At 64.2% G+C, this 25,014-nt stretch carries 18 protein-coding genes; 9 read left to right on the plus strand and 9 right to left on the minus strand.

The window, feature by feature from the left end; all coding sequences use genetic code 11:
* Positions 1-186 precede the first annotated feature (186 nt).
* Positions 187-630, minus strand: a complete 444-nt coding sequence (locus EGJ22_RS18500; protein WP_029885022.1) for a response regulator — start codon at positions 628-630, stop codon at positions 187-189.
* Positions 631-840: 210 nt separating this feature from the next.
* On the opposite strand from EGJ22_RS18500, the gene EGJ22_RS18505 reads away from it, so the two are divergent.
* The 8 genes from EGJ22_RS18505 (at position 841) to EGJ22_RS18535 (ending at position 11,901) form a co-directional block, all read left to right on the plus strand.
* A complete protein-coding gene (locus EGJ22_RS18505) occupies positions 841-2,778 on the plus strand; it encodes a DUF294 nucleotidyltransferase-like domain-containing protein (RefSeq protein ID WP_054904272.1) in 1,938 nt (645 codons plus the stop codon).
* Positions 2,775-3,485 carry a PolC-type DNA polymerase III gene (locus tag EGJ22_RS18510; protein WP_029885024.1) on the plus strand — a complete coding sequence of 237 codons (711 nt, stop codon included), beginning with the start codon at positions 2,775-2,777 and terminating at the stop codon, positions 3,483-3,485. The genes EGJ22_RS18505 and EGJ22_RS18510 overlap by 4 nt, the downstream gene beginning before the upstream one ends.
* Positions 3,486-3,637: 152 nt before the next feature.
* Complete coding sequence (locus EGJ22_RS18515; protein WP_029885025.1) at positions 3,638-4,156, plus strand: RNA polymerase sigma factor; 519 nt, start codon at positions 3,638-3,640, stop codon at positions 4,154-4,156.
* Positions 4,153-5,109: a FecR domain-containing protein gene (locus EGJ22_RS18520; RefSeq protein ID WP_029885026.1), complete on the plus strand. Its 957-nt coding sequence runs from the start codon at positions 4,153-4,155 to the stop codon at positions 5,107-5,109. The genes EGJ22_RS18515 and EGJ22_RS18520 overlap by 4 nt, the downstream gene beginning before the upstream one ends.
* Before the next feature lie 133 nt (positions 5,110-5,242).
* Positions 5,243-7,675, plus strand: coding sequence for a TonB-dependent siderophore receptor (locus tag EGJ22_RS18525; protein ID WP_064314695.1), 2,433 nt, complete (start codon positions 5,243-5,245; stop codon positions 7,673-7,675).
* A gap of 58 nt (positions 7,676-7,733) precedes the next feature.
* On the plus strand, positions 7,734-8,846 hold the full coding sequence (locus tag EGJ22_RS18530) for a PepSY domain-containing protein (RefSeq protein ID WP_029885028.1): 1,113 nt from the start codon (positions 7,734-7,736) through the stop codon (positions 8,844-8,846).
* Positions 8,843-9,019 carry a hypothetical protein gene (locus EGJ22_RS26185; protein WP_009683340.1) on the plus strand — a complete coding sequence of 59 codons (177 nt, stop codon included), beginning with the start codon at positions 8,843-8,845 and terminating at the stop codon, positions 9,017-9,019. The genes EGJ22_RS18530 and EGJ22_RS26185 overlap by 4 nt, the downstream gene beginning before the upstream one ends.
* A 71-nt stretch (positions 9,020-9,090) precedes the next feature.
* Entirely contained in the window at positions 9,091-11,901 is a 2,811-nt protein-coding gene (locus EGJ22_RS18535) for a dermonecrotic toxin domain-containing protein (RefSeq protein ID WP_029885029.1), read from the plus strand.
* Here the strand turns inward: EGJ22_RS18535 and EGJ22_RS18540 are convergent.
* The 8 genes from EGJ22_RS18540 to glnE all read right to left on the minus strand — a co-directional run bounded on the left by EGJ22_RS18540 (position 11,862) and on the right by glnE (position 21,980).
* On the minus strand, positions 11,862-13,304 hold the full coding sequence (locus EGJ22_RS18540) for a lipopolysaccharide kinase InaA family protein (RefSeq protein WP_029885030.1): 1,443 nt from the start codon (positions 13,302-13,304) through the stop codon (positions 11,862-11,864). The two genes, EGJ22_RS18535 and EGJ22_RS18540, sit on opposite strands and share 40 nt — an antisense overlap.
* Positions 13,304-14,056 (minus strand): lipopolysaccharide kinase InaA family protein, encoded by a 753-nt coding sequence (locus EGJ22_RS18545; RefSeq protein ID WP_029885031.1) that lies wholly within the window; start codon positions 14,054-14,056, stop codon positions 13,304-13,306. The genes EGJ22_RS18540 and EGJ22_RS18545 overlap by 1 nt, the downstream gene beginning before the upstream one ends.
* Positions 14,053-14,787 carry a lipopolysaccharide kinase InaA family protein gene (locus EGJ22_RS18550; RefSeq protein WP_029885032.1) on the minus strand — a complete coding sequence of 245 codons (735 nt, stop codon included), beginning with the start codon at positions 14,785-14,787 and terminating at the stop codon, positions 14,053-14,055. The genes EGJ22_RS18545 and EGJ22_RS18550 overlap by 4 nt, the downstream gene beginning before the upstream one ends.
* Entirely contained in the window at positions 14,787-15,593 is an 807-nt protein-coding gene (rfaP, locus tag EGJ22_RS18555; RefSeq protein WP_029885033.1) for a lipopolysaccharide core heptose(I) kinase RfaP, read from the minus strand. Before rfaP ends, EGJ22_RS18550 begins: the two co-directional genes overlap by 1 nt.
* Positions 15,590-16,714 (minus strand): glycosyltransferase family 4 protein, encoded by a 1,125-nt coding sequence (locus tag EGJ22_RS18560; protein WP_029885034.1) that lies wholly within the window; start codon positions 16,712-16,714, stop codon positions 15,590-15,592. The genes rfaP and EGJ22_RS18560 overlap by 4 nt, the downstream gene beginning before the upstream one ends.
* A complete protein-coding gene (gene waaC / locus EGJ22_RS18565) occupies positions 16,714-17,772 on the minus strand; it encodes a lipopolysaccharide heptosyltransferase I (protein WP_029885035.1) in 1,059 nt (352 codons plus the stop codon). The genes EGJ22_RS18560 and waaC overlap by 1 nt, the downstream gene beginning before the upstream one ends.
* Positions 17,773-18,822 (minus strand): lipopolysaccharide heptosyltransferase II, encoded by a 1,050-nt coding sequence (waaF, locus tag EGJ22_RS18570; RefSeq protein ID WP_029885036.1) that lies wholly within the window; start codon positions 18,820-18,822, stop codon positions 17,773-17,775.
* A gap of 224 nt (positions 18,823-19,046) precedes the next feature.
* Positions 19,047-21,980, minus strand: a complete 2,934-nt coding sequence (gene glnE, locus EGJ22_RS18575; protein ID WP_029885037.1) for a bifunctional [glutamate--ammonia ligase]-adenylyl-L-tyrosine phosphorylase/[glutamate--ammonia-ligase] adenylyltransferase — start codon at positions 21,978-21,980, stop codon at positions 19,047-19,049.
* 383 nt (positions 21,981-22,363) lie between these two features.
* Here glnE and aceE point away from each other — a divergent pair, with 383 nt between their 5' ends.
* Positions 22,364-25,009 carry a pyruvate dehydrogenase (acetyl-transferring), homodimeric type gene (aceE, locus tag EGJ22_RS18580; RefSeq protein ID WP_029885038.1) on the plus strand — a complete coding sequence of 882 codons (2,646 nt, stop codon included), beginning with the start codon at positions 22,364-22,366 and terminating at the stop codon, positions 25,007-25,009.
* The last annotated feature ends 5 nt before the right edge of the window (positions 25,010-25,014 follow it).

Here is a 25,014-nt window from a genome sequence, read left to right on the forward strand (position 1 = left end):
ACAGGCGTTACTGGCCCGAAACAAACGTAGGAGCGAGCGCAGCTCGCGATTGCGCCGCGCGGGCGGCGCTCGATCTCCCAGGCGCTGAAGATGCTCCGGCTACCCTTGCCAGGAACCATAGAATCTCCCACAGGGGCTGCACAGGTTTCGGAATCTGTGCGGCCTCTGTGAGAGACGGGCGACTCTTCAATCGAGCTTCAGCTCTTTCTTCACCAGCTCCAGCAACTTGCCCAGGTCCACCGGCTTGAGCAGGAAGTCCACCACCCCCAGGTGCATCACGTCCACCGCCTCTGCCACATCGGTGTCGCCCGACACTACGATGATCGACAACGCTGCCCGCTCCGACTCGCGAATCTTGCGGATCAGCTCCAGCCCATCCTCTGGCTGCATGCGCAAATCGGTAATCATCAAGCCGATGCGCGGCTCGAAATGCAGGTACAACCTGGCCTCCTCGGCCCCGTCCGCGCCCACACACTCAATGCCCCGGCTTTTCAGGTACAGGATCAACGCTTCACGGTTCACCGCGTTGTCGTCCACCACCAGCACCAACGGCTTTACGACCACCGGCGCACTGGCCATACCCAATGCCTCGCGCTCTTCGTCGCTTAGAATATCGATTTGCTCAGGCATGGCCATCTCGTCAAGAAAATTCCGCTTCAGCCATAGGACCGCAGAACTTGCGTGACCCGATTCACCTTTCGTCGGGTCTTTGACAGGGGCTCATAGACTTACGTCCAATGGGCACCACCCCGCCGCAAGCCGACCATGGAGGCAGAGAACAACATGGCCGGCACCTATATATAGATATATATAGTTCGGCATAGCGATACGGTCGGTTTCATGAGCAAAAAGGACGCCTACAGCCAGGCGGGCAGGACCGCAGTGCTGCAGAACATTCAGGGCACGCTGCAGTTTCTGCAGCGCTTTCCGCCATTCAACCAGATGGAGCACAGCCACCTTGCCTACCTGGTCGAGCAGTGCCAGCTGCGCTTCTATGCCAGCGGCGAAAGCATCGTCAAGCCGGCAGACGGGCCGGTCGAGCATTTCTACATCGTCAAGCAGGGGCGGGTGGTGGGCGAGCGTCAGCACCTGGTGAAACCGGGGGTCGAAACCACCTTCGAAATCACCAGCGGCGAGTGCTTCCCGCTGGCCGCCCTGCTCGGCGAACGGGCCACCCGCACCGAGCATCTGGCCGGCGAAGACACCTTCTGCCTGCAACTGAACAAGGCAGCGTTCATCCGCGTGTTCTCGATGTCTGAAGTGTTTCGGGATTTTGCCCTGCGCGGGGTCAGCAGCCTGCTCGACCAGGTCAACCAGCAGGTTCGCCAGCGTGCGGTGGAAACCCTGGGTACCCAGTACTCGCTGAACACGCCGCTGGGCGAACTGGCCATGCGGCACCCGGTGGTGTGCAGCGCGGATACGCCGCTGCGCGAAGCCGTGCGGCTGATGCACGAGCAGCAGGTGGGCAGTATCGTTGTGGTTGACGCGCAGCGCTACCCCACCGGCATCTTCACCCTGCGCGACCTGCGCCAGGTGGTGGCCGCGGCGGACGCCGAGCTGGGTGCGCCGATTGCCCGGCACATGACTGCCAAGCCGTTCTACCTCAGCCCACAGGCCAGTGCTTTCGACGCAGCCATGGCAATGACCGAGCGGCACATTGCCCACGTGTGCCTGGTGGAAAACGGCCGGCTGTGTGGCGTGGTTTCAGAGCGCGACCTGTTCTCGCTGCAACGGGTCGACCTGGTGCACCTGGCACGCACCATTCGCCATGCACCGCGGCTGGACAGCCTGGTCTCGCTGCGCGGCGAGATCAGCCAACTGGTCGAACGGATGCTCGCCCACGGCGCCTCGTCCACCCAGATCACCCAGATCATCACCCTGCTCAACGATCACACGGTATGCCGGGTCATCGAACTGGCCCTGGCTGAACGGGGCGACCCTGGGGTGCCTTTCAGCTGGCTGTGCTTTGGCAGCGAAGGGCGTCGCGAACAGACCCTGCACACCGACCAGGACAACGGCATCCTTTTCGAGGCGCTGGACAGTGCCGAGGCCGACGCCATCCGTGCCCGCCTCCTGCCGCTGGCACAGTACATCAACCAATGCCTGGCCCAGTGTGGCTTCACCTTGTGTACGGGCAACATCATGGCCGGCAACCCTGCGCTGTGCCTGTCGCGTGCCGAGTGGGCGCGGCGCTTTGCCGGTTTTGTCCGCGAAGCCAGCCCGGAAAACCTGCTGGGCTCAAGCATCTACTTCGACCTGCGGGTGGTGTGGGGCGACGATCAGGGCTGCGAGCAACTGCGCCAAGGCGTGCTGGCGCAGGTGGCCGACAACCGTATATTCCAGCGCATGATGGCGGAAAACGCCCTGCGCCAGCGCCCGCCAGTGGGCCGCCTGCGCGAGTTCGTGCTGACCCGCCAAGGCAATGACAAGGCGGCCACACTCGACCTGAAGGTCCAGGGCCTGACGCCCTTCGTCGATGGTGCCCGGCTGCTGGCGCTGGCCAATGGCATCGGCGCCTGCAATACCCTGGAGCGCTTGCGCCAGCTGGTCGCCAAAGGGGTAATCGAAGCACTGGACGGCGCGGCCTATGAAGAGGCGTATCACTTCATTCAGCAGACCCGCATGCAACAGCATCAACGCCAGGCCCGCGCCAACCTGCCGTATTCCAACCGGCTTGACCCGGACAGCCTCAACCACCTGGACCGGCGTATCCTGCGCGAGTCCCTGCGCCAGGCCCAGCGCCTGCAAAGCAGCCTGGCCCTGCGGTACCAGTTATGAACCTGTTCGCCTGGCTGCGCCCCGGCACACCCGAGCTGGACCCTGCCACGCGCCAGCGCCTGGCCCGGCAACCTAAACCCGCGCCCCTGGGTGTGTGCACGTTGCGTGAGCAGCGCTGGGTGGTGCTGGACCTGGAAACCAGCGGGCTCAACCCCAACCGTGACCAGGTACTGTCGATCGGCGCAGTGGCCATCGAGGACGGGGCCATCGACTTTGCCCAGCAATTTGAACGCACCCTGCAGCGGCCACTGCTGAAAACCAACGCCAGCGTGCTGATTCACGGGCTAGGGCCAAGCGCCCTGGCGGCCGGTTGCGAGCCCGCCGAAGCCTTGCTGGACCTGCTCGACTTCATTGGCGACAGCCCGGTGCTGGCATTCCATGCTCCGTTCGACCAGCGCATGCTGGCGCGGGCACTGAAAGAAAGCCTGGGTTACCGCTTGCAGTCGCCGTTTCTGGATGTGGCCGAGCTGGCGCCGATGCTCAACCCCGACACGGTTCTGCGCGAGGCGGGCCTGGATGACTGGGTGGCGCGCTTTGGGCTACAGGTGGAAGAACGCCACCACGCCAGCGCTGATGCCCAGGTCACCGCAGAACTTGTGCTGATCCTGTTCAGCCAGGCCCGGCGCCAACAACTGGACAGCCCGCTGCAACTGGAACAGCGCCTGCGCAGCTGGCAGCGACGCAAGGTGCAGAGCCATGGCATGTAAGGCCAGGGCTACGCAGCGCCGGTGAAACCGCAGGCCTTTGGCCAACCCCATGCAGGCGAACCGATAAGCGTCCATTGCACCCACCCCCTCCCCTCTGCAACAATCGCGAATAATTATCGTTAGTTAATGCATACGTTCCGGGGGGACGCTGCTTGCCTTCTGCACAGAGCCCACACGCCGATCTGGTCGGTACGCTGTACCGCGATCACCGCGGCTGGCTGCTCGCCTGGTTGCAACGCAACATGGCCTGCCGCCAACGTGCCGAAGACCTGAGCCAGGACACCTTCGTGCGCCTGCTAGGCCGCGAGCAACTGGCCTCGCCCCGCGAACCGCGTGCCTTTCTTGCGGCCGTGGCCAAGGGGCTGATGTTCGACCACTTCCGGCGCGCCGCACTGGAACAGGCCTACCTCGCGGAACTGGCACTGGTGCCGGAAGCCGAACACCCCTCCCCCGAAGTACAGCACCTGATTCTGGAAGACCTCAAAGCCATCGACCGCCTGCTTGGCAAGCTGTCGAGCAAAGCCCGCGCGGCGTTCCTGCACAACCGCCTGGATGGCATGGGCCATGCCGAAATCGCCGAGCGCCTGGGCGTTTCGGTGTCGCGGGTGCGCCAGTACCTCGCCCAGGGTATGCGCCAGTGCTACGTGGCCCTGTACGGGGAGCCGACGTGAGCAACGCACCGGTCTCGTCGCGTGTACTGGAAGCTGCCATTGCCTGGAAACTCAACCTCGACGGCGGCAGCGACAGCCCTACCGAACGTGGCGAGTTCATGCGCTGGCATGCCGCCAGCGAAGAACACGCGCGCGCCTGGCGACAGCTCGGCGCCATGGACCAGCGGCTCAGCGCAGCCGCCGGCCCGGCGCGCCAGGCGTTGCTGCAGTCGCGCGCCAGCCTGCGCCGGCGCATCGGCAAGGTCGGCGGCGGCCTGGCCGGCATGTTCCTGCTCGGCTCGCTGCTGGCCTGGGTTGGCGCACCGTCACTGGCGCCCAGCTACTGGCTTGCCGACCAGCGTACCGCCACCGGCGAGTTGCGCACCTTGCGCCTGGCCGACGGCACCCTGTTGAGCCTCAATACCCACACCGCGGTAGACATCGACTACGCCGGTGCGCAACGGGTGATCGTGCTGCACCAGGGTGAAATCTCGGTCGATACCGGCCACCAGGACCCACGCCCGCTGCTGGTGCGCACCGACGATGGCCGCTTGCGCCCACTGGGCACGCGCTTCCTGGTACGTCGTGAAGCCGCAGGCACGCGCCTTGAAGTGTTGCAAGCGTCGGTCGCGGCCATGCCGCATAACAGCGGTGACGAGCAGGTGTTGCGCGAAGGCCAGCAGGTGCTGATGCATGCCGATGGCCTGGGCCAGGTCAGCGCAGTGCCGGCCGGTGCCGATGCCTGGACGCGCGGCATGCTGGTGGTCGACGACGTACGCCTTGGCGACTTGCTGGCGGTGCTGGGCAAGTACCGCAGCGGCTACCTGGGCGTGGATGCAGCGGTCGCCGACCTGCGGGTAAGCGGCAGCTTCCCGCTGACCGATACCGACCTGGCACTGGCCTCACTGGAGCCGGTGCTGCCGGTGAAGGTCGAGCGGCATACCCAGTGGTGGGTGAAGGTCACGCCCAAGTAGCGCTGTAGCAGCCTGATCGCAGGCGCCCCTGCTTTTATAAACAATTCTCACTTTTTTTCAGATTCGCCCTGTCACTTTTCGATTCTCGCTCGGCAAGGATGCAGCAAGCACTTACCCGTCGAGGAACCGCCGCATGTCCCGTGCCGTAGATCGTATCCTGCGCCCCAGCCTGATGGCCCTGGCCATCGGCATGGCCGCGCCGCTGGTCAGCCCTGCCTTGTTCGCCGCCGAGCAATCCGCGCTGCGCGCCTACAACCTGCCCAGCGCACCGCTGGCCACTGCCCTGAACCAGATCGCCAGCCAGGCCGGTATCGCCCTGGCCCTTGACCCGGCGCTGGTCAGTGGGCGCACCTCGGCACCGGTCAACGGCCGCTATGACGGCCTCGGCGCCTTGCAGGCAGCGCTGCTGGGCAGCGGCCTGCAATTGCAGCAGAGCAGCGCGGGCAGCTACAGCCTGGTCGCGGTGCCGGAGGGCAGCCTGGCCTTGCCGGAAATCACCGTGAACGCCAACAGCGCCAGTGAAAGCGCGTGGGGCCCGGTCGACGGCTACTTGGCCCAGCGCACGGCCGCCGGCACCAAGACCGACACCGCCCTGGTCGAAGTCCCACGGTCCATTTCCGTGGCGACCCGCGAGCAGATGAAAGACCGCGGCGTGCACAGCCTCGACGATGCCGTGCGCTATATGCCAGGCATCGTCTCTGCCAGCTTCGGCAGCGACACCCGCTATGACTGGATGCGTGTGCGCGGCTTCGAGCCCACCCAGTTCCTGGATGGCCTGCCGTTGCCACGTGGCGTGTACGCCAACCCGAAAGCCGAAACCTGGAACCTCGACCGCCTGGCGCTGCTGCGTGGCCCGGCTTCTTCGGTCTATGGCCAGACCCCGCCCGGCGGCCTGCTGGACATGGTCAGCCGCCGCCCGCAAGCCGAAAGCGCGCATGAAGTCGAACTGCAATATGGCAGTGACAACCACCGCCAGATCAACTTCGCCAGCACCGGCAAGATCGATGACGACGGCCGCTTGCTGTATAGCGTGAGCGGTGTGATCCGTGACAGCGGTACGCAGGTCGATCACATCGACAACAAGCGCTACAACATCGCCCCGAGCCTGACCTGGAACGTGGACGAAGATACCTCGCTGACCTTCCTCTCCCAGTTCACCCGCGACGACACCGGGGTAACCAGCCAGTTCCGACCGATCCAGGGCACCAAGATCGACATGCCGTTCGGCAAGATCTCGCACCACAAGAACCTGGGTGACCCTAATTACGAATTCTACGACCGTACCTACTACGCGCTGGGCTACGCGTTCGAGCACCGTTTCAACGACGTGTGGCAGTTCCGGCAAAACTTGCGCTATACCAAGTCCGAGCTGTCGTTCCAGACGATCACCGTCAACAGCTACTTGCCAGAGTTCGGCATGGTCGTGGACGACCAAGGCAACGTGGGGCGTAGTACCACCAACGTTGACGAGGACATCAGCCAGTTCGCCGTCGACAACAACTTTCAGGGTGATTTCAGCACAGGCGCCATCAGCCACACCTTGCTGGTCGGCCTGGACCACCAACGTACCAACAACAATTTCCTGACGATCTATGGCGCTGCGCCGCCCATCAATGTCAACGACCCGGTCTACGGTTTGCCGATCAGCAGACCGGACCGTTCCACTGCCTACTACGACTACGACCAGAAAACCATTCAGACCGGCCTGTACGTGCAGGACCAGATGGCGCTGGGCAACTGGCGGCTGACCTTGGGTGGTCGGGAGGACTGGGTACACACCGGTACAACGTTCTTCAACAAAGGCGACGCTACCAACACCCAGCGCGACAGTAACTTCAGCGGCAACGCGGCGATCAGTTACGTCTTCGATTCGGGGTTTGTGCCTTACCTGTCCTATGCAGAATCTTTCCAGCCCGCCAGCAAGGCCGATGCGGACCCACTGAAGTCGTTCAAACCAACCGAAGGCAAGCAGTGGGAACTGGGTGTCAAATACCAGCCCCCCGGTTCAAATACGCTGCTCTCGGCCGCGGTGTATGACCTGACTCAAAAGAATGTGCTGGTCACCAGCAACGACGGCAATACCAGTGTCACCAGCCAGACCGGCGAAGTGAAAGTCCGCGGCCTGGAGCTTGAAGCGGTTTCCGACGTTACCGACAACCTGAAGGTAATTGCCGCCTATACCCTGGCCAAATCCGAAGTGCAGGATGGTCAGTTCAAGGGCAACCGCCTGCAACTGATGCCTAACCAGCAAGCCTCGGTGTGGGGCGACTACACCTTCCACTCGGGCGTACTGGACGGCTTCGGCATCGGCCTGGGGGCACGCTACACCGGCAATACCTATGGTGACCAAGGCAACACCTGGCTGGGCAAGGCCAATGCCTACACGGTGTTCGATGCAGCGGTGCATTACGACCTGGGCCGCCTGGACAACAGCCTGAAAGGGGCGTCGGTCGCGCTCAATGCGAACAACCTGCTGGACAAGCACTACCTCTCCACCTGTGACTCGTACTACTGCTACTACGGCGACGAGCGGAGTGTCGTGGCCAGCGCCACCTACAAGTTCTGAGTGAGCCGGGGCCGCGTTGCGGCCCCCTCCAATTCCTCAGGCAAAAAACGGTACCGTGATGAAAAGCCCAACCATCCGCCGCTGGTCAGCGGTCCACACCTGGAGCAGCCTGGTTTGTACCCTGTTCCTGCTGTTGCTCGCCCTCACCGGCCTGCCGCTGATCTTCCACCACGAACTCGAACACCTGCTGGGCGAAGCCGCCGAACTGCGCGAAATGCCCCCCGGCACCCCGCACCTAGACCTGCAACAGCTGGTACTCAAGGCCGAGCAGCACCGCCCCGGCGAGGTCATGCAGTACTTTGGCTATGAAGAAGACCAACCCGACGGCGTGGTGGCCATCACCGCCGCCACCGCCGGTACCGAGCCCAACCTGTCGCACACCTTCATGCTCGACGCCCGCACAGGCGAAGCGGTAGCCATGCCCGCCGCCAACGGTGGCTTCATGATGCTGATGCTGCGCCTGCACGTGGACATGTTCGCCGGCCTGCCGGGCAAGTTGCTGCTGGCCTTCATGGGCGTGCTGTTCGTCGTCGCGATCGTGTCCGGCACCGTGCTGTATGCCCCGTTCATGCGCCGGCTGGGCTTCGCCAGCGTGCGCCACGACAAATCCCGGCGCCTGCGCTGGCTCGACCTGCACAACCTGATCGGCATCGTCACGTTGGCCTGGGCACTGACTGTCGGTGTAACTGGCGTGATCAGCGCCCTGTCCGACCTGGTGATCGCTGCCTGGCGCAACGACAGCCTGGCGGCCATGGTGGCGCCCTACCGCAACGCCCCACCGCTGGGCGAACGCGCTGCGGCCAGCGACCTGCTGGCCATCGCCAAACAGGCCGCCCCCGGCATGCGCCCAGACTTCATCGCCTTCCCCGGTACACGCTTCTCCAGTGAGCACCACTACGCGGTGTTCATGAAAGGTGCCACGCACCTCACTTCGCACCTGCTGACCCCGGTCCTGATCGATGCACGCACGCTGCAAGTGACCGCCGTCGGCGAACGCCCCTGGTACATGGATGCCATGGGCCTGTCGCAACCCCTGCATTTTGGCGACTACGGCGGGCGGCCCATGCAGGTGCTGTGGGCAGCACTGGACGTGCTGACGATCATCGTACTCGGCAGCGGCCTCTACCTGTGGTGGACCAAGCTGCGCAGCAGCAGGGGGGCGCGCCCGTGAGCCACACGTCACGCAGCACCAGGCAGATCTTCGCCTGGCCTGGGCTCATCGCCGCACTGGGCGCAGCCGGCCTGTTCGCCGCGCTGCTCGGGGACGGCGCCTGGGACGCCCTGGCCTGGCTGGGGCTGGGCATTCCGGCATGGCTCGGGTTCCGTGGGCTGAGCGGCAAATGAGGTAAACAGCTAACACGCCTGTATCAACAGTTGGGACCAAGCTGCACGGCCTGTTCACCGTGGAGCCCGCCATGAGCCTGACACACTTCAAGTCCTTCGATGCGCAACTGAGCGCCCTGCTCACCCCACCCCCCGCGCCCGACCCGTCGCTGCCGCTGCTGAACGCACGGCAGCGCTACTTCGCCGACCTTGCGCAATACTGGCTTGGCACCGCGAGCGGCGAAAACCGGCGGGCACGCCTGGCTACGCTGCTGCGCCAGCAACTGCTGGCGCAAATCGCGTTGCGCAGCGATGACCACACGCTGGGTTCGAGCCATGCCGAGCTGGTCACCTGCTGCGCCAACAGGCCGCTGCCCTCGCAGCGCCAGCATTTACCAGCCGCGCAACGGCCGCAGATCTACCGCCCCGTACTGGACATCACCACACCCAATTGGCGTAGCTACCTGCCCGGCACCTTCGTGATCGTCGAAGGCGGGCCCGAGGGCCGCATGCCAGACACCCGCAACACCACCGACTACGCGCTGCTGTGCAGCCTGTCCCATGGCATCGAAGCATTCGATAGCCTTGCCGAGCTGCACACCGAGCTTTGCGAACGCCTGGACGACGTGCAGCAAAGCCGGCCACTGCTGCGGCACATGAGCAACGAACACGATCGCGACAACGCCCGCAACGCCGAGCGCCTGCGCTATGAATGGTTCAACGAGGACATGATTCAGGCACAGGCTCAGGCCTTGATCGACGGCCAGCACGCCTCGCTGACCCAGGCCTGGCAGGAAGCTGCGCAGCAGGCGGCGGTGGACTGGCCCAAGCTGACAGCGGACCTGGCCGAGGCCGCCGATCTGTTGCCATGGGCCGACAGCCGCTCTGCGCTACAGACACGCTACGGCCTGCTGCTGGAGCGCAACTCGCCAGCCTGGCTGAAAAACGCCTCGGCACAGGGCCTCACGCACATCATGCAAACCCTGCAAGAGCTGGTGATCGCCATCGACAAGGCGGCGGCACCCGGTATCCTGAGCCTTGAGCAATTCGTCGACCGCAATGGCCTGCTCGCCTGGACGCGTGAACGCCTGCGCACGCAACTGCGCCAACGTCACCTGCTGGATATCGACCCGCTCGACGTGTATGTCAGCGTTACCCTGGCCAGGCCCATAGGCCCTGTGTTGCCGCCCAGCATTACCGGCCCCTGGATACCCGTCGCCAGCCGCCCGCAGGTTGGCGACAGCATCGAGCTGGTCCAGCAGACCTACCGCATCGACGAGCTGGCGCTGGTCAACGTCAGCTTGCTCGATATCGACTACTGGTTGACGGCGAGGGTGCACGACAAGCAAGGCGTGACCGTCGCTGGCGTAAGCCCAAGCCAGGTCAAGCAGCTGGTCCGTGAGCTGGATGTGGGTGAAAGCTACAGCCAATACCTGCGCACCCATTTGCTGACATCGCCGCAGGCACAGTGGCGGCAGGACAGTTATGTCGCCATCAGCCATGCGCGCATGCGCGCCGAAGCGGCCAAGGCGCACTATGCCGGCCACCTTCTCGAAGACCCGTTCGAGCGCGGGTTCACCTGGATCACCACCTTGCTCGAATACCCGCAAAGCCATGCCCGCCAACAGGCAGACGTAGCGCAACTGAGCGTGCGCCAGTTGCTGATCGGTGGGCATACGCTGCAAGGCATCATGCTGGTCACCCCAGACAGCCCAGGCTTCGCCCGCTTCATCGTCTACACCCCGGACGCCCCCGACCGCCGTGCCTGGCGTGAGTTTCGCAATACCCGGCACATGCTCAAGACCCTGCGCAAACAACCTGCCCTGCGCGATTACCTGAAAGACCGCCTGCCGCTGGCCGACCGTGAGCAAATCGAGCTATGGCTGACCAAAGGCGGCATGGGGCCCCATGTACTACGCCCGACGATCACCGGCGATTTCCACCAGGCCCGCTACCTCGCTGAAGTCAATGCCATGCTGGCCGCGGTCGATGCCAGCACCAATACCCGGCGGGAACTGCTGGGCGAGCTCGGCCTGCGCGGGCTGACGCTCATTCTGGACTTGATCAGCTTCGTGTTGCCCAACCGGGCACTGGTGGCGGTATCGTTGGGGCGTTCGATCCTGTCGGTGATCGATGCGCACAAGGCCTTCAAACAAGGGCAACGCGTTGACGTGTTGAAACACATCGTCGACGCCTTCACCTACGCCAACGACGCCGTCAACAACCTGGGTGGAACAACCGTGATGCGCCGCGCGTTGCGTGGAATACCCTCGCCTCCACCGCTGAAGTTGCCGCCTTCGGCAAGCGTGAACATCAACCGTGAAAAACTGCGTTACCGCGTCGATGGCATTCACAAAGAAGGTATCTACGAGCAACCCTCGCCGTACCCTGGCCTGAGCTTCTACTACATCAGGGATGCCAGCGGGGCTACGTACCAGGTCGCTTTCGACGGCTACCGCTGGCGTGTAGTAGACCCGCGGATGCCGGACGCCTATACCAAGGTACCGGTCAAACGCCGCGAAGACGGCGAATGGGTAGTGGACTCGGTAGTGCTGTGGCATGACGGGCTACCCGACTTGCAGGCGCTGTTCGAAGCGTGCCAACTGCCCACGTACCCGGCTGGCGCCGAGCCAACCGACACCGCTGGACTGTACCGCCTGGGCCGGGAGTACTTTCTGGTCGCAGGCAGCCAGGCGTTGCCGCTGCGCGCGCACTTGCTGGACAACCATTACCATTTGCTGATGCCCGGGCAACCGGACCGCAGGCCCATCGCCTGGGCCATTGTCCGTTGGCAGGGGGACCAGTGGCGCATCCGGGTTCGCCAGCCCGGCCGAAGCAGTGACTGGCTGGCGTTTCCAGACTGTTATTCGGTAAGCCGCGGCAACAGTCCGTCCAACCGCTGATGCAAGGCACTGCCACTTGGCCAGTTGCGCAGCAGCCGTGCCCGGTCGCGGGCATAGGCGGGGGCGAAGCTGAGCTGGGTGGCATGCTGGCACATGGCGTCCAGGTCGATCAGCGACCAGCGCCCGTTGTCCCAGAACAGGTTGTGCCCCTTGAAGTCGCCGTGGCTGATGCGTTCGCGGATCAGTTGCTGCATCACCTGCACCAACGCATCGAGCTGTTCTTGCGGTGCCTCGCCACTTTCCACGTAGGGCGCAAAGCACGCGGTCAGGTCTGGGCCATCGACATACTCGGTGACCAGGTAGGCACGGCTGCGCAGGCCCAGCACCCGCTGCTCCAGCACCGCCAAGGGGCGTGGCGTGGCGATGTCGAGAAACTCCAGGCGGTGCCCTTCGATCCACGAATGCCAGGCCCGGCTCGGGCGCCAGAAGCGCTTGAGCCAGTGCGCGGTGTTCTTGATGTTGTAGCGTTTGAGCACCAACTGCCGGCCATTCACCTCGATACGCGCCACACTGGCGGCGCCACCGGTCTTGTACAGGTGGCCTTGGTCGATCAAGGCATCGGCCTGTTCCAGCACTGGCAGCATGGCGCCCACCTCGCTGCGGCGAACCGCACGCAAGCCCGAAAAGCTGCGCTGTACGCTGAACAGGCTGCATTCGCGCCCGGCCTTTTCCAGGTAGTCCTTCTGCCGCCAGCTGCGCACCTTGTCCACCTGCTTCTGCAAGGCTTCCAGTGGCAGCGCGTGCTCGGCATTGGCCAGCAGGTAATGCACCAGCAACTCTTCGATGAACGGCTCCAGGCGCTTGGGCAACTGGGCGAAGAATACCCCGAGGTTTTCCAGCACCCGCGGGCGCGACAGTTGCTGGCCAGGGGTTTCGGCCTTGATGCCGGCGCCATCGATCAGGTACAGCTTGCCGGCGTGGCGCAGCAGGTTGTCCAGGTGCAGGTCTTCCTGCCACAGGCCTTTGGCGTGCATGTGCGCCACGGCCGTCAGCGCCTCACCCAGCACCTGATGCTGCGCGTCGGCCAGCACCGGCAGGTTTTCCACCGCGCCCCAGGCATCGGCCAGGCTCTGGGCACCGTCGAGGAATTCGAACAGCAGCCAGCCACCTTCGCCTTCCCTGAGCCCGTCGGCCAGCAGCCTGGGCGTGGTCAGCCCCTGCCCGGCCAACAGTTTCACGCCCTGCAATTCGCGCTGGAAATGCCGCGCCGCGTTAGCACCCACCAACAACTTGGCCAGTACCGGCGTCCCGCGCCATACACCGGCGCCGACATAGCGCTGGCCCGGTAGCACACGCAACAGGCTGAGCAGCTGCAGGTCGGCGCTGCCGGCGGCATCGGCCAAGGTCAGGGTCAGCGGCAGTGACGGGCTACGCCCGGCAGCCTTGAGTTCAGACAAACGCATCAGCGGGCCTCTTTTTCACGACGGCGTTGCGTCAGGCGTTGCAGCCAGGTGTCGACCAGCGTGCCTTCGGCGGGCTGCGCCAGGTAGCTGGCCAGCAAGGTGCGGACATCGGCCTCGCTCCAGGCCCGGGCGCGGCGTAGCAGCGGCTCCAGGTCTTTGAGGCGGTCACGCATGCCGAACAGCAACGGCCGGGTCTTTTCCAGGTCGATCAGTTGGGCGTCCCACCCCTCGCGGCGCTGGCGCAGAAAGATGTGCTTGGGGTAGAAGCAGCCGTGCACCTGGCCGGCGCCGTGCAGGGTACGCGCCAGCTGGCCGCACGCCTGCAGGATGCCGTTGCGCTCGGCCTCGCCCAACTGCGGCCATTGGCCCAGCAGGCTGTCGAGGTCGGCCCACGTGTCCAGGGCACGGGTCATCAGAATCGCCCGGTGCTGGCCGCCCTGCTTGCGCTCACCGTAGAACACCGCCTGCAAGGCCGGAATGTGCAACTTCTGATAACGGCTGATATTGCGGAATTCGCGGGCGAAGGTTGGCTCGCCAAACGGCCGGTGCAGGGTGCGGGTCAGGTAGTCGCACTGGCGCTTGAGGTAGTACCCCTTGCCTTCGAGCTCCAGGCGGAACACGCTGCTCCAGCCGCCACGGCCGGTGTTGGGCTCGTCCACGGCGTCCAGTTGCAGCGCCCACAGCGCCTCGAAGTCATCCAGCCCATGGCGTTTGAGCAGCGCGAGTTCTGCGCTGGCCAGGTAGTCGGTCATTCCCTTCCCTCGAAAAAGCCCAGTACCTGGCGGATGCGTTTCTTGTCGCGCGCATCAAGCCGGTTACGGTCACGGTACTGCAGGTAGAAACGCAGGCGCTGGGTAGCCGAGAGGTGGTACTTGGCCACCTTGTCGAGGCAGGCCAGGTCTTTGATCAGCCGGTGCCGCCACATGAACCCGCGCCAGAAATCGCCAGTGGGGCAATCGATGAAGAACAGCGTGCCTTGGTCATCGACCAGCAGGTTGCGCCACTTCAGGTCGTTGTGGGCGAAACGGTGTTCGTGCATCACCCGGGTATGGCGGGCCAACTGGCGGCTGATATGGTCGACCCAGGTGCGATCGGCCAGCCGCGCATCGTTGCGCTCGGCCAGGGCCGAGAGGTCTTCGGTGTTGGGCAGCTCGCGGGTGATCATCGCCCCGCGGCCAAAAGCCAGGCCATTGCGCTCAAGGCCCCAGGCCACCACTTCGGCGGTGGGAATGCCCCACTTGGCGAACTGCTTGAGGTTCTGCCATTCGGCCTTGATGCGCGGCCGGCCCAGGTAGCGGCGCATGTGCTTGCCGGCACCGGTGTACCGCTTGACGTAATAGTTGACCCCATCACGCTCGATGCGCACCACCTCGCTGAGCGGGTCGCGGGTCAGGCGTTCGCCCTGAATGGCAAATACCGCATCGAGGCTGCCGAAGTCCGCCGCCAGGTGTTGGTAACCCGGCGCCAGTGTCCAACTCGCCATTAGAGTGCATCCCCATAGCGTTGCTTGCGATCGTAGAGTTTCTGCGCCTTGCGCTCCAGCCAGGCCAGCAGCGCGGCTTCGTCCTTGAGGACTTGCCGCAGCGGGCGCTGGAAGTACGCGCGCAGGAAGCGCAATTTGTCGCGTTGGGTAAGGCCGATGTCCAGCGCCGAGAAGTACAGCGCCGCCAGGTCCTTGTCACGCCAACGCCGGCTGATTGTCGCCCGGGTTTGCGCGCGGTGCAGGTCGATCACCGACAGTTTGAAATCATCCGCCGTCACCGGGCGGTCGGTGTGCAGCAGGAAGTGGCAGATGTAGCAATCGCGGTGGTTGACCCCGGCGCGGTGCATGCCGCCGGTCATTTTCGCCACCTCGGCGATCAGCGCATGCTTCAGGCGCGGCTCGGGCGGCTGCCTGGCCCAGTCGATGCTGAAGTCTTCCAGGCTGATGGTCGGCGCCAGCTCTTCGGTGATGATGAACGAATGCTGCGCGGCTGGGTTGCTGCCGCGCTCACCGTAGGCGACCGCGGTCATGGTCGGCACGCCCACTTCATGCAAACGCTGGATCGCCTGCCACTCCTGGCCGGCACCGAGCACCGGCAGCTTGGCGGTCAGCAGGTTCTTGAAGATCTCGCCCCAGCCGATACCGCGGTGGATCTTGACGAAAAAGCCCTCGCCAGCCACCTCGGTACGCAGCGTGCGGCGGCCTTCGAGTTCGCGATAGACCTCGCCTTGCAGCGCCTCCACGGCGTCGAAGGCATCGCGCCCGGCCCACAGGTGCTTGAAGGGTTCGGCCAGTATCAGCTTCATGCGGTTTTCTGCCCCAGGATCACGTCGGCAGCATGCTGCGGCATGCTGTACAGATCGGCGGTTTCGGCGAATGCCAGGCCGTTGCGCGACCAGCTGGCGCGGGCCTGCGGGTCTTCCAGCATGCGCTGCAGGTAGCTGTTGAGCTGGTCCTGCTCGAACGGCTCGTCCAGCACCAGGCCACTGTCGGCCTCGGCAATGTAGTGGGCATAGCCGCACACCCTGGACACCAGCACCGGCAAACCGGCCACCAGCGCTTCGAGCAGCACTGTACCGGTGTTTTCGTTGTACGCCGGGTGAATCAGCACGTCGGCACCCAGCAGAAAGCGCGGGATGTCGCTACGGCCCTTGAGGAACTGCACCTGATCGCCCAGGCCCAGGGTAGCGCTTTGCAGCTGGAATACCTTGGGGTCGTCCTGGCCGATGACCATCAACCGGGTGCGCTTGAGCAGCGCCGACGGCAGTGCCGCCAGCGCCTTGAGGCTGCGGTCCACGCCCTTGGTCTTGAAGCCCGAGCCGATCTGCACCAGCAGCAGGTCACCCTCGCCCAGGTTGAACTCCTTGCGGAACTCGGCGCGAATCTCGGCGGCATTGGCCGGCGCGCGGCGGTCCTGGGAAATGCCCGGCGGCAACAGGTGGAAGCGCTCCAGCGGGGTGCCGTAATGCTTGATGAACAGCGGCTGCTGCACTTCGGAAATCATCAGCACTTCGGTATGCGCGTCCTTGGCGAACACCGCACGCTCGTACTCGGCAAAGTGCCGGTAGCGGCCCCAACGGCGGTACAGGCCGCCACGCAGGGTTTGCGCCTTGTCCTCGAAGCAGCCGTCGGCGGCGTAGTACACGTCCAGCCCCGGCATCTTGTTGAAGCCGATCAGGCGGTCGACCGGGCGCTTGGCCAGGTCGGCGGCCATCCAGGCACTGAGCTTCTCGTTGCGCCGGTGGTTGAAGACCGCCTTGACCGGCGCCACCAGCACCTCGAAGCCTGGGGGAATGTCGCCCTCCCAGATCAACGTGTACACACGGATCTGGTGGCCACGCTTCTGGCACTCCAGGGCAATGCGCATGAAGTCGCGTTGCAGCCCGCCAAAGGGGAAATATTTGTAAAGTACGAAAGCCAGTTGCATCAACGGACATCCTCAGCCAGCAGCAACGCGCTCAAGCGGCTCGCCACATGCTCGGGATTCAGGCGAGTGAAGCACAGTGGCCACTCGCGTTTGAGATCGAACCGGGCCAGGTCATCGGCGCTCGGTTTGTAGGTGCACTTCTTCTGCAGGCAGGGCGCGCAGGGCCAGTCACTGGCCTGGTGAATCTGGGTCCGTCCGTAGGCGCCGGTCAGGCCCGGGTTGGTCGGGCCGAATAACGAAATGGTCGGCACATCGAGTGCCGCGGCCAGGTGGCCCAGGCCGGTATCGACCGCCACGCAGGCCTTTGCCGCTGCCAGCACGCGGGCAACACCGGCAAGGTTCAATTTGGGGAGCACCTGGCAATTGTTCAAGCCCTGGGCAATGCGCTCGGCCCGCGCCTTCTCCGCCGGGTTGCCCCACGGCAGGCGCACCTCCAGCTTGCGCCGGCCCATGCGCTCGGCCAGTTCGCGCCAGTAGGCTTCCGGCCAGTGCTTGGTCGCCCAGGTGGTGCCATGCAGGAACACGACATAGGGCGCCGCTGGCGGCAGTTGCAGGCGCTCGAGGTCCAGGCCGTAGTTGCCGATGCCTTCGGGCAGGTCGTAGGCCAGGGCCATGGCGAACAGCTGGCGCACCCGCTCGACCGCATGCTGGCCGGTAGCAACCGACAGGCGCCGGTCATAAAAGCGGCTGGCCCACCCCTCACGGGCCGAATAGCGGTCCAGGCCAGCCACCGGGGCCTTCACGTAGCGGGTGAGCCAGGCCGACTTGACCAGGCCTTGGGCGTCGATCACCAGGTCGTACTTGCGCGCGCGTAAACGCTGCTTGAAGGCCTTCCACTCACCGCTCTTGAGGGTTTGCCAAAGGTTCTTGCGCCAGCGGCGGATGGCCACCGGGATGACCTGGTCGACCGCCGGGTGCCAGCTGGGGATTTCGGCGAAGCCTTCTTCCACCACCCAGTCGAACCGGATGCCCGGGAGCGCATGGGCGGCATCGGTCAGTGCCGGCAGGGTATGGATCACGTCACCCAGGGATGAGGTCTTGATGATCAGTACCCGCACTTAGTCGACCTCGGCCGCGGCATCGATCAGGTCCGGCCCGCTCAGGCTGTGCAGGGCGGCGATGACTTTACCGGGCTCCAGCAGGCGCAGGCAGTTGTAGTGGCCGAAGCGGCAAGTGCGGTCAAAGCACGGGCTGCACTCGATACCGGTGCGCACCACCTCCACCTGTTCGGCCAGCGGTGGGGTGAAGCCGGGCGAGGTGGAGCCATACACGGCCACCAGCGGGCGGTTGAGCGCAGCCGCCACGTGCATCAGCCCCGAGTCGTTGGACACCACGGCCTGCGCGCACGACATCAGGTCGATAGCCTCGGCCAGCGAGGTTTCGCCAGCCAGGTTGGCGGACTCTTCGCGCAACCCCGGGATCAGCCGGTCGCGGATCTGCTCGCCCACCGGGTGGTCGTTTTTCGAGCCGAACAGCCATACCTGCCAGCCCTGGCGGATCACCGCATCCGCCACAGCGGCATAGTGTTCGGCCGGCCAGCGCTTGGCCTCGCCAAACTCGGCACCGGGGCACAGCGCCAGTACCGGACGGTCGAGCTCCAGGCCGAACTTGGCCAGGGCAGCCTCGCGGCTCTGGGCTTCGATTTGCAGGTGCGGGCGCGGGTACGGTTGCGGCAATTCGGCACCAGGGGCGTAGGCCAGGGCCATGAAACGCTCGATCATCAGCGGGTAGCGGGCCTTGTCCAGCTTGCGCACGTCATTGAGCAGGCCGAAACGCATTTCGCCGCGCCAGCCGGTGCGTTTGGGAATGCCGGCGAAGAAGGGGACCAGCGCCGACTTCAACGAGTTGGGCAGCAGGATGGCCTGGTCGTACTGGCCGGCCAGGGACTTGCCGATACGCCGCCGCGTGGCCAGCTCCAGTGCGCCGTGGCCGAGCGGAAAGCTCAAGGCCTGGCGCACTTCGGGCATGCGTTCGAGGATCGGCCGGCTCCACTCGGGGGCCAGCACGTCGATCACGCAGTCGGGGTGCTGCTGTTTCAGGCACTGGAACAGGGTCTGCGCCATCACCATGTCGCCGACCCAGCTGGGGCCAATGATCAGTATTCTCATGCTTAGTCCAGAAACGCTCGGGGAGGCTACAGGCTGCGGTTCAGCCTGGCCTCCCCTCTTTATATTCAGGCTATGTGGCGGACAGTGTACCACCGGTGGTGAAGCATGAGCCTTTGGGGCTGCTTTGCAGCCCATCGCGACACAAGGCCGCTCCTACAAGGGAATGCGTTCTCCTGTAGGAGCGGCCTTGTGTCGCGATGGGCCGCAACGCGGCCCCAACATTCTCAAGTCAAACCCAGCTCACCCCAGATCCGCCGCACCTCACGGCGTTCATCGGCAAACTGCGCCGCATCGATCACCCCGGCCTGTTTCTGCAGGGCCTGGCGGTGCGAGGCCGAGCGGAACGCCTTGTACACTTCACGCAACAGCACCGCGTCACTGGCCGGCAGCAAACCTGCCTGCTCCAGCTCTTCCAGAATGCGGATGTTATCGGTCCATCGGAGTATGGCCGGGTGCTCGTGGCCCCAGGCCAAAGCGGCGTATTGCACCATAAATTCAATATCGACGATACCGCCGGCATCCTGCTTGATATCGAACGGCATGCCGGCCTCGAAGGCATTGCCTGCAGTCCCGGCGGCGGTGGCCTTGGTGCCCAGGTTGTCACGCATCTTGGCGCGCATTTCGCTCACTTCGCTGCGCAGCTTCTCAAGGTCACGGGCCTGGCCCAGCACCTTGGCGCGAACGCCCTCGAACGCAGCTCCCACCTGCTTGCAACCGACCAGCACACGGGCCCGCACCAGGGCCTGGTGCTCCCAGGTCCAGGCTTCGTTCTGCTGGTAGCGCTCGAAGGCCCCCAGCGAACTGACCAGCAGGCCCGAAGCCCCTGACGGGCGCAAGCGCATGTCCACGTCATACAGCTGGCCCGAGTTGGTCTGGGTGGTCAGCAGGTGAATGATGCGTTGGCCAAGGCGGGTAAAGAACTGCGCACTGTCGATCGGCTTGGCCCCGTCGGTTTCCGCCTGCGGGTCGCCATCGTGGATGAACACCAGGTCCAGGTCCGAGCCGTGGCCCAGTTCCAGCCCACCCATCTTGCCGTAGCCGATGATGATGAACCCCGGATCGCACAGGCTGCCGTCACTGCGCTTGGGCTGACCGTGGCGGGCCACGGTCTGGCGCCAGGCCAGCGCCAGCACCTGGTCGAGGATGGCCTCGGCCAGCCAGGTCAGGTAGTCGCTGACCTTCATCAAGGGCAGGTTGCCGCTGATTTCCGAGGCCGCCACGCGCAGGCTGTGGGCCAGCTTGAAATGGCGCAGCGCCTCCATCTGCTGCTCAAGGTCGTCTTCGGGGATGCGCGTCAGGCGCTCGCGCAGTTCGCTGGCCAGCTCTGGCGCCAGTGGGGGGCTGAACAGGCGGCCCTCATTGAGCAACTCATCGAGCAGCAGCGGGTAGCGGGCCATCTGCTCGGCGATCCAGGGGCTGGCGGCGCACAGGGTCAACAGTTGGCGCAGTGCACCCGGGTTTTCCGTCAGCAGCACCAGGTAGGCCGAACGCCGCGCCACCGCCTCCACCAGCGGCAATACCCGCTCGAGTACCAGGTCGGGGTTGTCGTGCTCCACCGCTTGCGCCAGCAAGCGTGGAATAAAGGCATCCAGGCGCTCACGCCCGATGCGTTGCATGGAGCGCAGCTGCGGGCTTGAGCGCAACGCGGCCAGGCGCCGCAAAGCGTCCACAGGCGCCTTGAAACCGGCCTCCTCCAGTTGGCGACCAGCCGCTTCCTCGTCCTGGGCCTGCTCCCACAGCGGCGACCACTCACCGCCCACCACCAACTCGCCTTCACCGTCTTCATCGTCCGGGTCGGCAATGACCTGGCGGAAATGCCAGTCGATGCGGCCACGCCAGTACGTCAGCTGGTCATGGAAGCTCTGCCAGTCGGCAAAGCCAAGCATGAAGGCGACCCGCGCCTGATCGGTCTCGCCCTCGGGCAGCATCTGTGTCTGGCGGTCGGCGATGGCCTGGATGGCGTGCTCGGTATAACGCAGGAACTCATAGCCTTCGCGCAGCTCAGCCACCACAGCCGGCGGCAGGTAGCCCTGGCCTTCGAGGGTGGCCAGCACCTTGAGCAACGGCCGCTGCTGCAGGCTGAGGTCACGCCCACCGTGGATCAGCTGGAACGCCTGGGCGATGAACTCGACCTCACGAATGCCGCCAGCACCGAGCTTGATGTTGTCGGCCATGCCCTTGCGCCGGACTTCCTGCTGGATCAACTGCTTCATGGTGCGCAGCGCTTCGATGGCGGAAAAGTCCAGGTAGCGGCGGTACACGAACGGGCGCAGCATTTCCTGCAACTGCGCGCCAGCAGCCTGATCGCCGGCCACCACCCGAGCCTTGATCATGGCGTAGCGTTCCCAGTCGCGCCCCTGGTCCTGGTAATACTGCTCCAGGGCATTGAAGCTGAGTACCAGGGCCCCGGCAGAGCCGTAAGGGCGCAACCGCATGTCGACGCGGAACACGAAGCCGTCGACGGTCACCGGGTCCAATGCCTTGATCAGGCGCTGGCCCAGGCGGGTAAAGAACTCCTGGTTGTCCAGCGAGCGCTTGACCCCTTCGGTTTCACCGCCCTCGGGGAAACCGAAGATCAGGTCGATGTCCGAGGACAGGTTGAGTTCGACCGCGCCCAGCTTGCCCATGCCCAGCACAACCATGTGCTGCGGCTGGCCACTGCGGTTGCCGATGGGCGTCCCGAATTGCTGACAGTGGCGCGGGTAAAGCCATTGGTAGGCTTCGTCGATGCAGGCATCGGCCAGGTCCGACAGGTCGCGGCAGGTTTCGCCAAGTTCCGCCTGGCGGGTAATGTCACGCCAGATGATGCGCACTTGCTGCCGGTTGCGCGCGCGGCGCAGGTTGCGCGCCAGTTCCTCTTCGCTTTGCGCCGCCTGCGCCGCCGCGGCAATTTGCCCGCGCAGCTCCCCCGGGGCATAGCGCCGTTCCAGCTCACCGCTGGCCAGCAGGGCAAACAGCATGGCCGGGTCGCGCTGGGCCACGCCCAGCACGAAGTCGCTGGCCGCGGCCACCTGGTCGAACTGGTGCCGCTGGGCCGCACTGCAATCGTTCAGGTCCAGTTCGGGGTGAGCCGCCACGGCATCGCGCAGGAACTGCTGGTTGCGAGAAACCAGCGGCTGCAAGCTGGCAGGCAGATCGGAGGGCAAAGGTAGGCGCATGGTCTATCCTTGATCGGCGTGAAATAGAGGGAAAAAAGCGGCCAAGGGGAAGCCGGACCACGGTTGGACTGTCGTACAAAAGTTGGAAATAGCTGAAAAAAAAGCAAAATTGGCAACAAACATCAAGAAACACCCGTTCGCGACACAATGCCAACCAACATGAACGTTTTTCCTCACAAGCCAACGTGCGACCAAACGTCGCACAATTGTAGTTTTACTACTACTCGTGTCGTGTAAAAGCATGAAATGCGCAAGCAAATGTAGTAAAACTACAACGCGCCGGACGACACCCCGGTAATCCAAGAATTCACGACGTCTGCCCATAAGGCCAGTCGCAATCTCAGGCAATCGATTCTGGTTGCCTTTCCGCCCTGGAGCAAGCCATGCAAGACCTCGATCCAATCGAAACCCAGGAATGGCTGGATGCCCTGGAGTCGGTCCTCGACAAAGAAGGCGAAGACCGTGCTCATTACCTGATGACCCGTATGGGCGAGCTGGCCACCCGTAGTGGTTCCCAGCTGCCGTATGCGATCACCACGCCATACCGCAACACCATCCCTGTCACCCACGAAGCACGCATGCCTGGCGACCTGTTCATGGAACGCCGCATTCGCTCGATGGTGCGTTGGAACGCCCTGGCCATGGTCATGCGTACCAACCTGAAAGACTCGGACCTGGGCGGACACATCTCCAGCTTCGCCTCCAGCGCCACCCTGTACGACATCGGCTTCAACTACTTCTTCCAGGCCCCGACCGAAGAACATGGCGGCGACCTGATCTTCTTCCAGGGCCACGCCTCCCCAGGCATCTATGCCCGCGCCTTCATGGAAGGCCGCATCAGCGAAGAACAGATGAACAACTTCCGCCAGGAAGTGGACGGCAACGGCCTGTCTTCGTACCCGCACCCATGGCTGATGCCTGACTTCTGGCAGTTCCCGACCGTTTCGATGGGTCTGGGCCCGATCCAGGCCATCTACCAGGCCCGCTTCATGAAGTACCTGGAAGCGCGCGGCTTCATCCCTGCCGGCAAGCAGAAAGTCTGGTGCTTCATGGGCGACGGCGAGTGCGACGAGCCGGAATCGCTGGGTGCAATCGCCCTGGCTGGCCGCGAGAAGCTGGACAACCTGATCTTCGTCATCAACTGCAACCTGCAGCGCCTCGACGGCCCGGTTCGCGGCAACGGCAAGATCATCCAGGAACTCGAAGGCGTGTTCCGTGGCGGTGGCTGGAACGTCAACAAAGTCGTCTGGGGCCGCTTCTGGGACCCACTGCTGGCCAAGGACACCAACGGTGCCCTGCAACGCCGCATGGACGAAGTCATCGATGGCGAGTACCAGAACTACAAAGCCAAAGACGGCGCGTACGTTCGTGAGAACTTCTTCAACACACCGGAACTCAAGGCCATGGTCGAAGACCTGTCCGACGACGAGATCTGGAAGCTCAACCGTGGCGGCCACGACCCGTACAAGGTCTACGCGGCTTACCACCAGGCGGTGAACCACAAAGAGCAGCCGACCGTCATCCTGGCCAAGACCATCAAGGGTTACGGTACCGGTGCCGGCGAAGCCAAGAACACCGCGCACAACACCAAGAAGGTCGACGTCGACAGCCTGCGTCACTTCCGTGACCGCTTCGACATCCCGGTCAAGGATGCCGACCTCGAGAACCTGCCGTTCTACAAGCCCGAAGAAGGTTCTGCCGAAGCCAAGTACCTGGCCGAGCGCCGTGCTGCCCTGGGCGGTTTCGTGCCTCAGCGCCGGGCCAAGAGCTTCAGCGTGCCAACCCCGCCACTGGAAACGCTGAAAGCGATCCTGGACGGCTCGGGCGACCGCGAAATCTCCACCACCATGGCCTTCGTGCGTATTCTGGCGCAGCTGGTCAAGGACAAGGACATCGGCCAGCGCATCGTGCCGATCATCCCGGACGAAGCCCGTACCTTCGGTATGGAAGGCATGTTCCGCCAGCTGGGTATCTACTCGTCGGTCGGCCAGCTCTACGAGCCAGTCGACAAAGACCAGGTGATGTTCTACCGCGAGGACAAGAAGGGCCAGATCCTGGAAGAAGGCATCAACGAAGCCGGCGCCATGTCGTCGTTCATCGCTGCCGGTACCTCGTACAGCTGCCACAACCAGCCGATGCTGCCGTTCTACATCTTCTACTCGATGTTCGGCTTCCAGCGTATCGGCGACCTGGCCTGGGCCGCTGGCGACAGCCGCACCCGTGGCTTCCTGATCGGCGGTACTGCCGGCCGTACCACCCTCAACGGTGAAGGCCTGCAGCACGAAGACGGTCACAGCCACATGATGGCGGGCACCATCCCGAACTGCCGCACCTACGATCCAACCTACGGCTACGAGCTGGCGGTGATCATCCAGGACGGCATGAAGAAGATGACCGAAGAGCAACAGGATATCTTCTACTACATCACCGTGATGAACGAATCCTACCAGCAGCCAGCCATGCCGGCCGGTGTCGAGGAAGGCATCATCAAGGGCATGTACCTGCTCGAAGAAGACACCCGCGAAGCGGCACACCACGTACAGCTGATGGGCTCCGGTACCATCCTGCGCGAAGTGCGCGAGGCGGCGAAGATCCTGCGTGAAGAGTTCAACGTCGGTGCCGACGTGTGGAGCGTCACCAGCTTCAACGAACTGCGTCGCGACGGCCTGGCCGTAGAGCGCGCCAACCGCCTGAAGCCTGGCCAGAAGCCACAAGCGACCTACGTCGAGCAGTGCCTGGCCGGTCGCAAAGGCCCGGTCATTGCCTCTACCGACTACATGAAGCTGTTCGCCGAGCAGATTCGCCAGTGGGTACCGAGCAAAGAGTTCAAGGTCCTGGGTACCGACGGTTACGGTCGCAGCGACAGCCGCAAGAAGCTGCGTCACTTCTTCGAAGTTGACCGCCACTTCGTGGTGCTGGCTGCCCTGGAAGCCCTGGCTGACCGTGGCGAGATCGAACCCAAGGTTGTTGCAGACGCTATCGTCAAGTTCGGCATCGACCCGGACAAGCGCAACCCACTGGACTGCTGAGGAGT

Origin of the sequence: Pseudomonas sp. p99-361 (assembly GCF_003935475.1) — a bacterium.
GTDB lineage: Bacteria > Pseudomonadota > Gammaproteobacteria > Pseudomonadales > Pseudomonadaceae > Aquipseudomonas > Aquipseudomonas juntendi.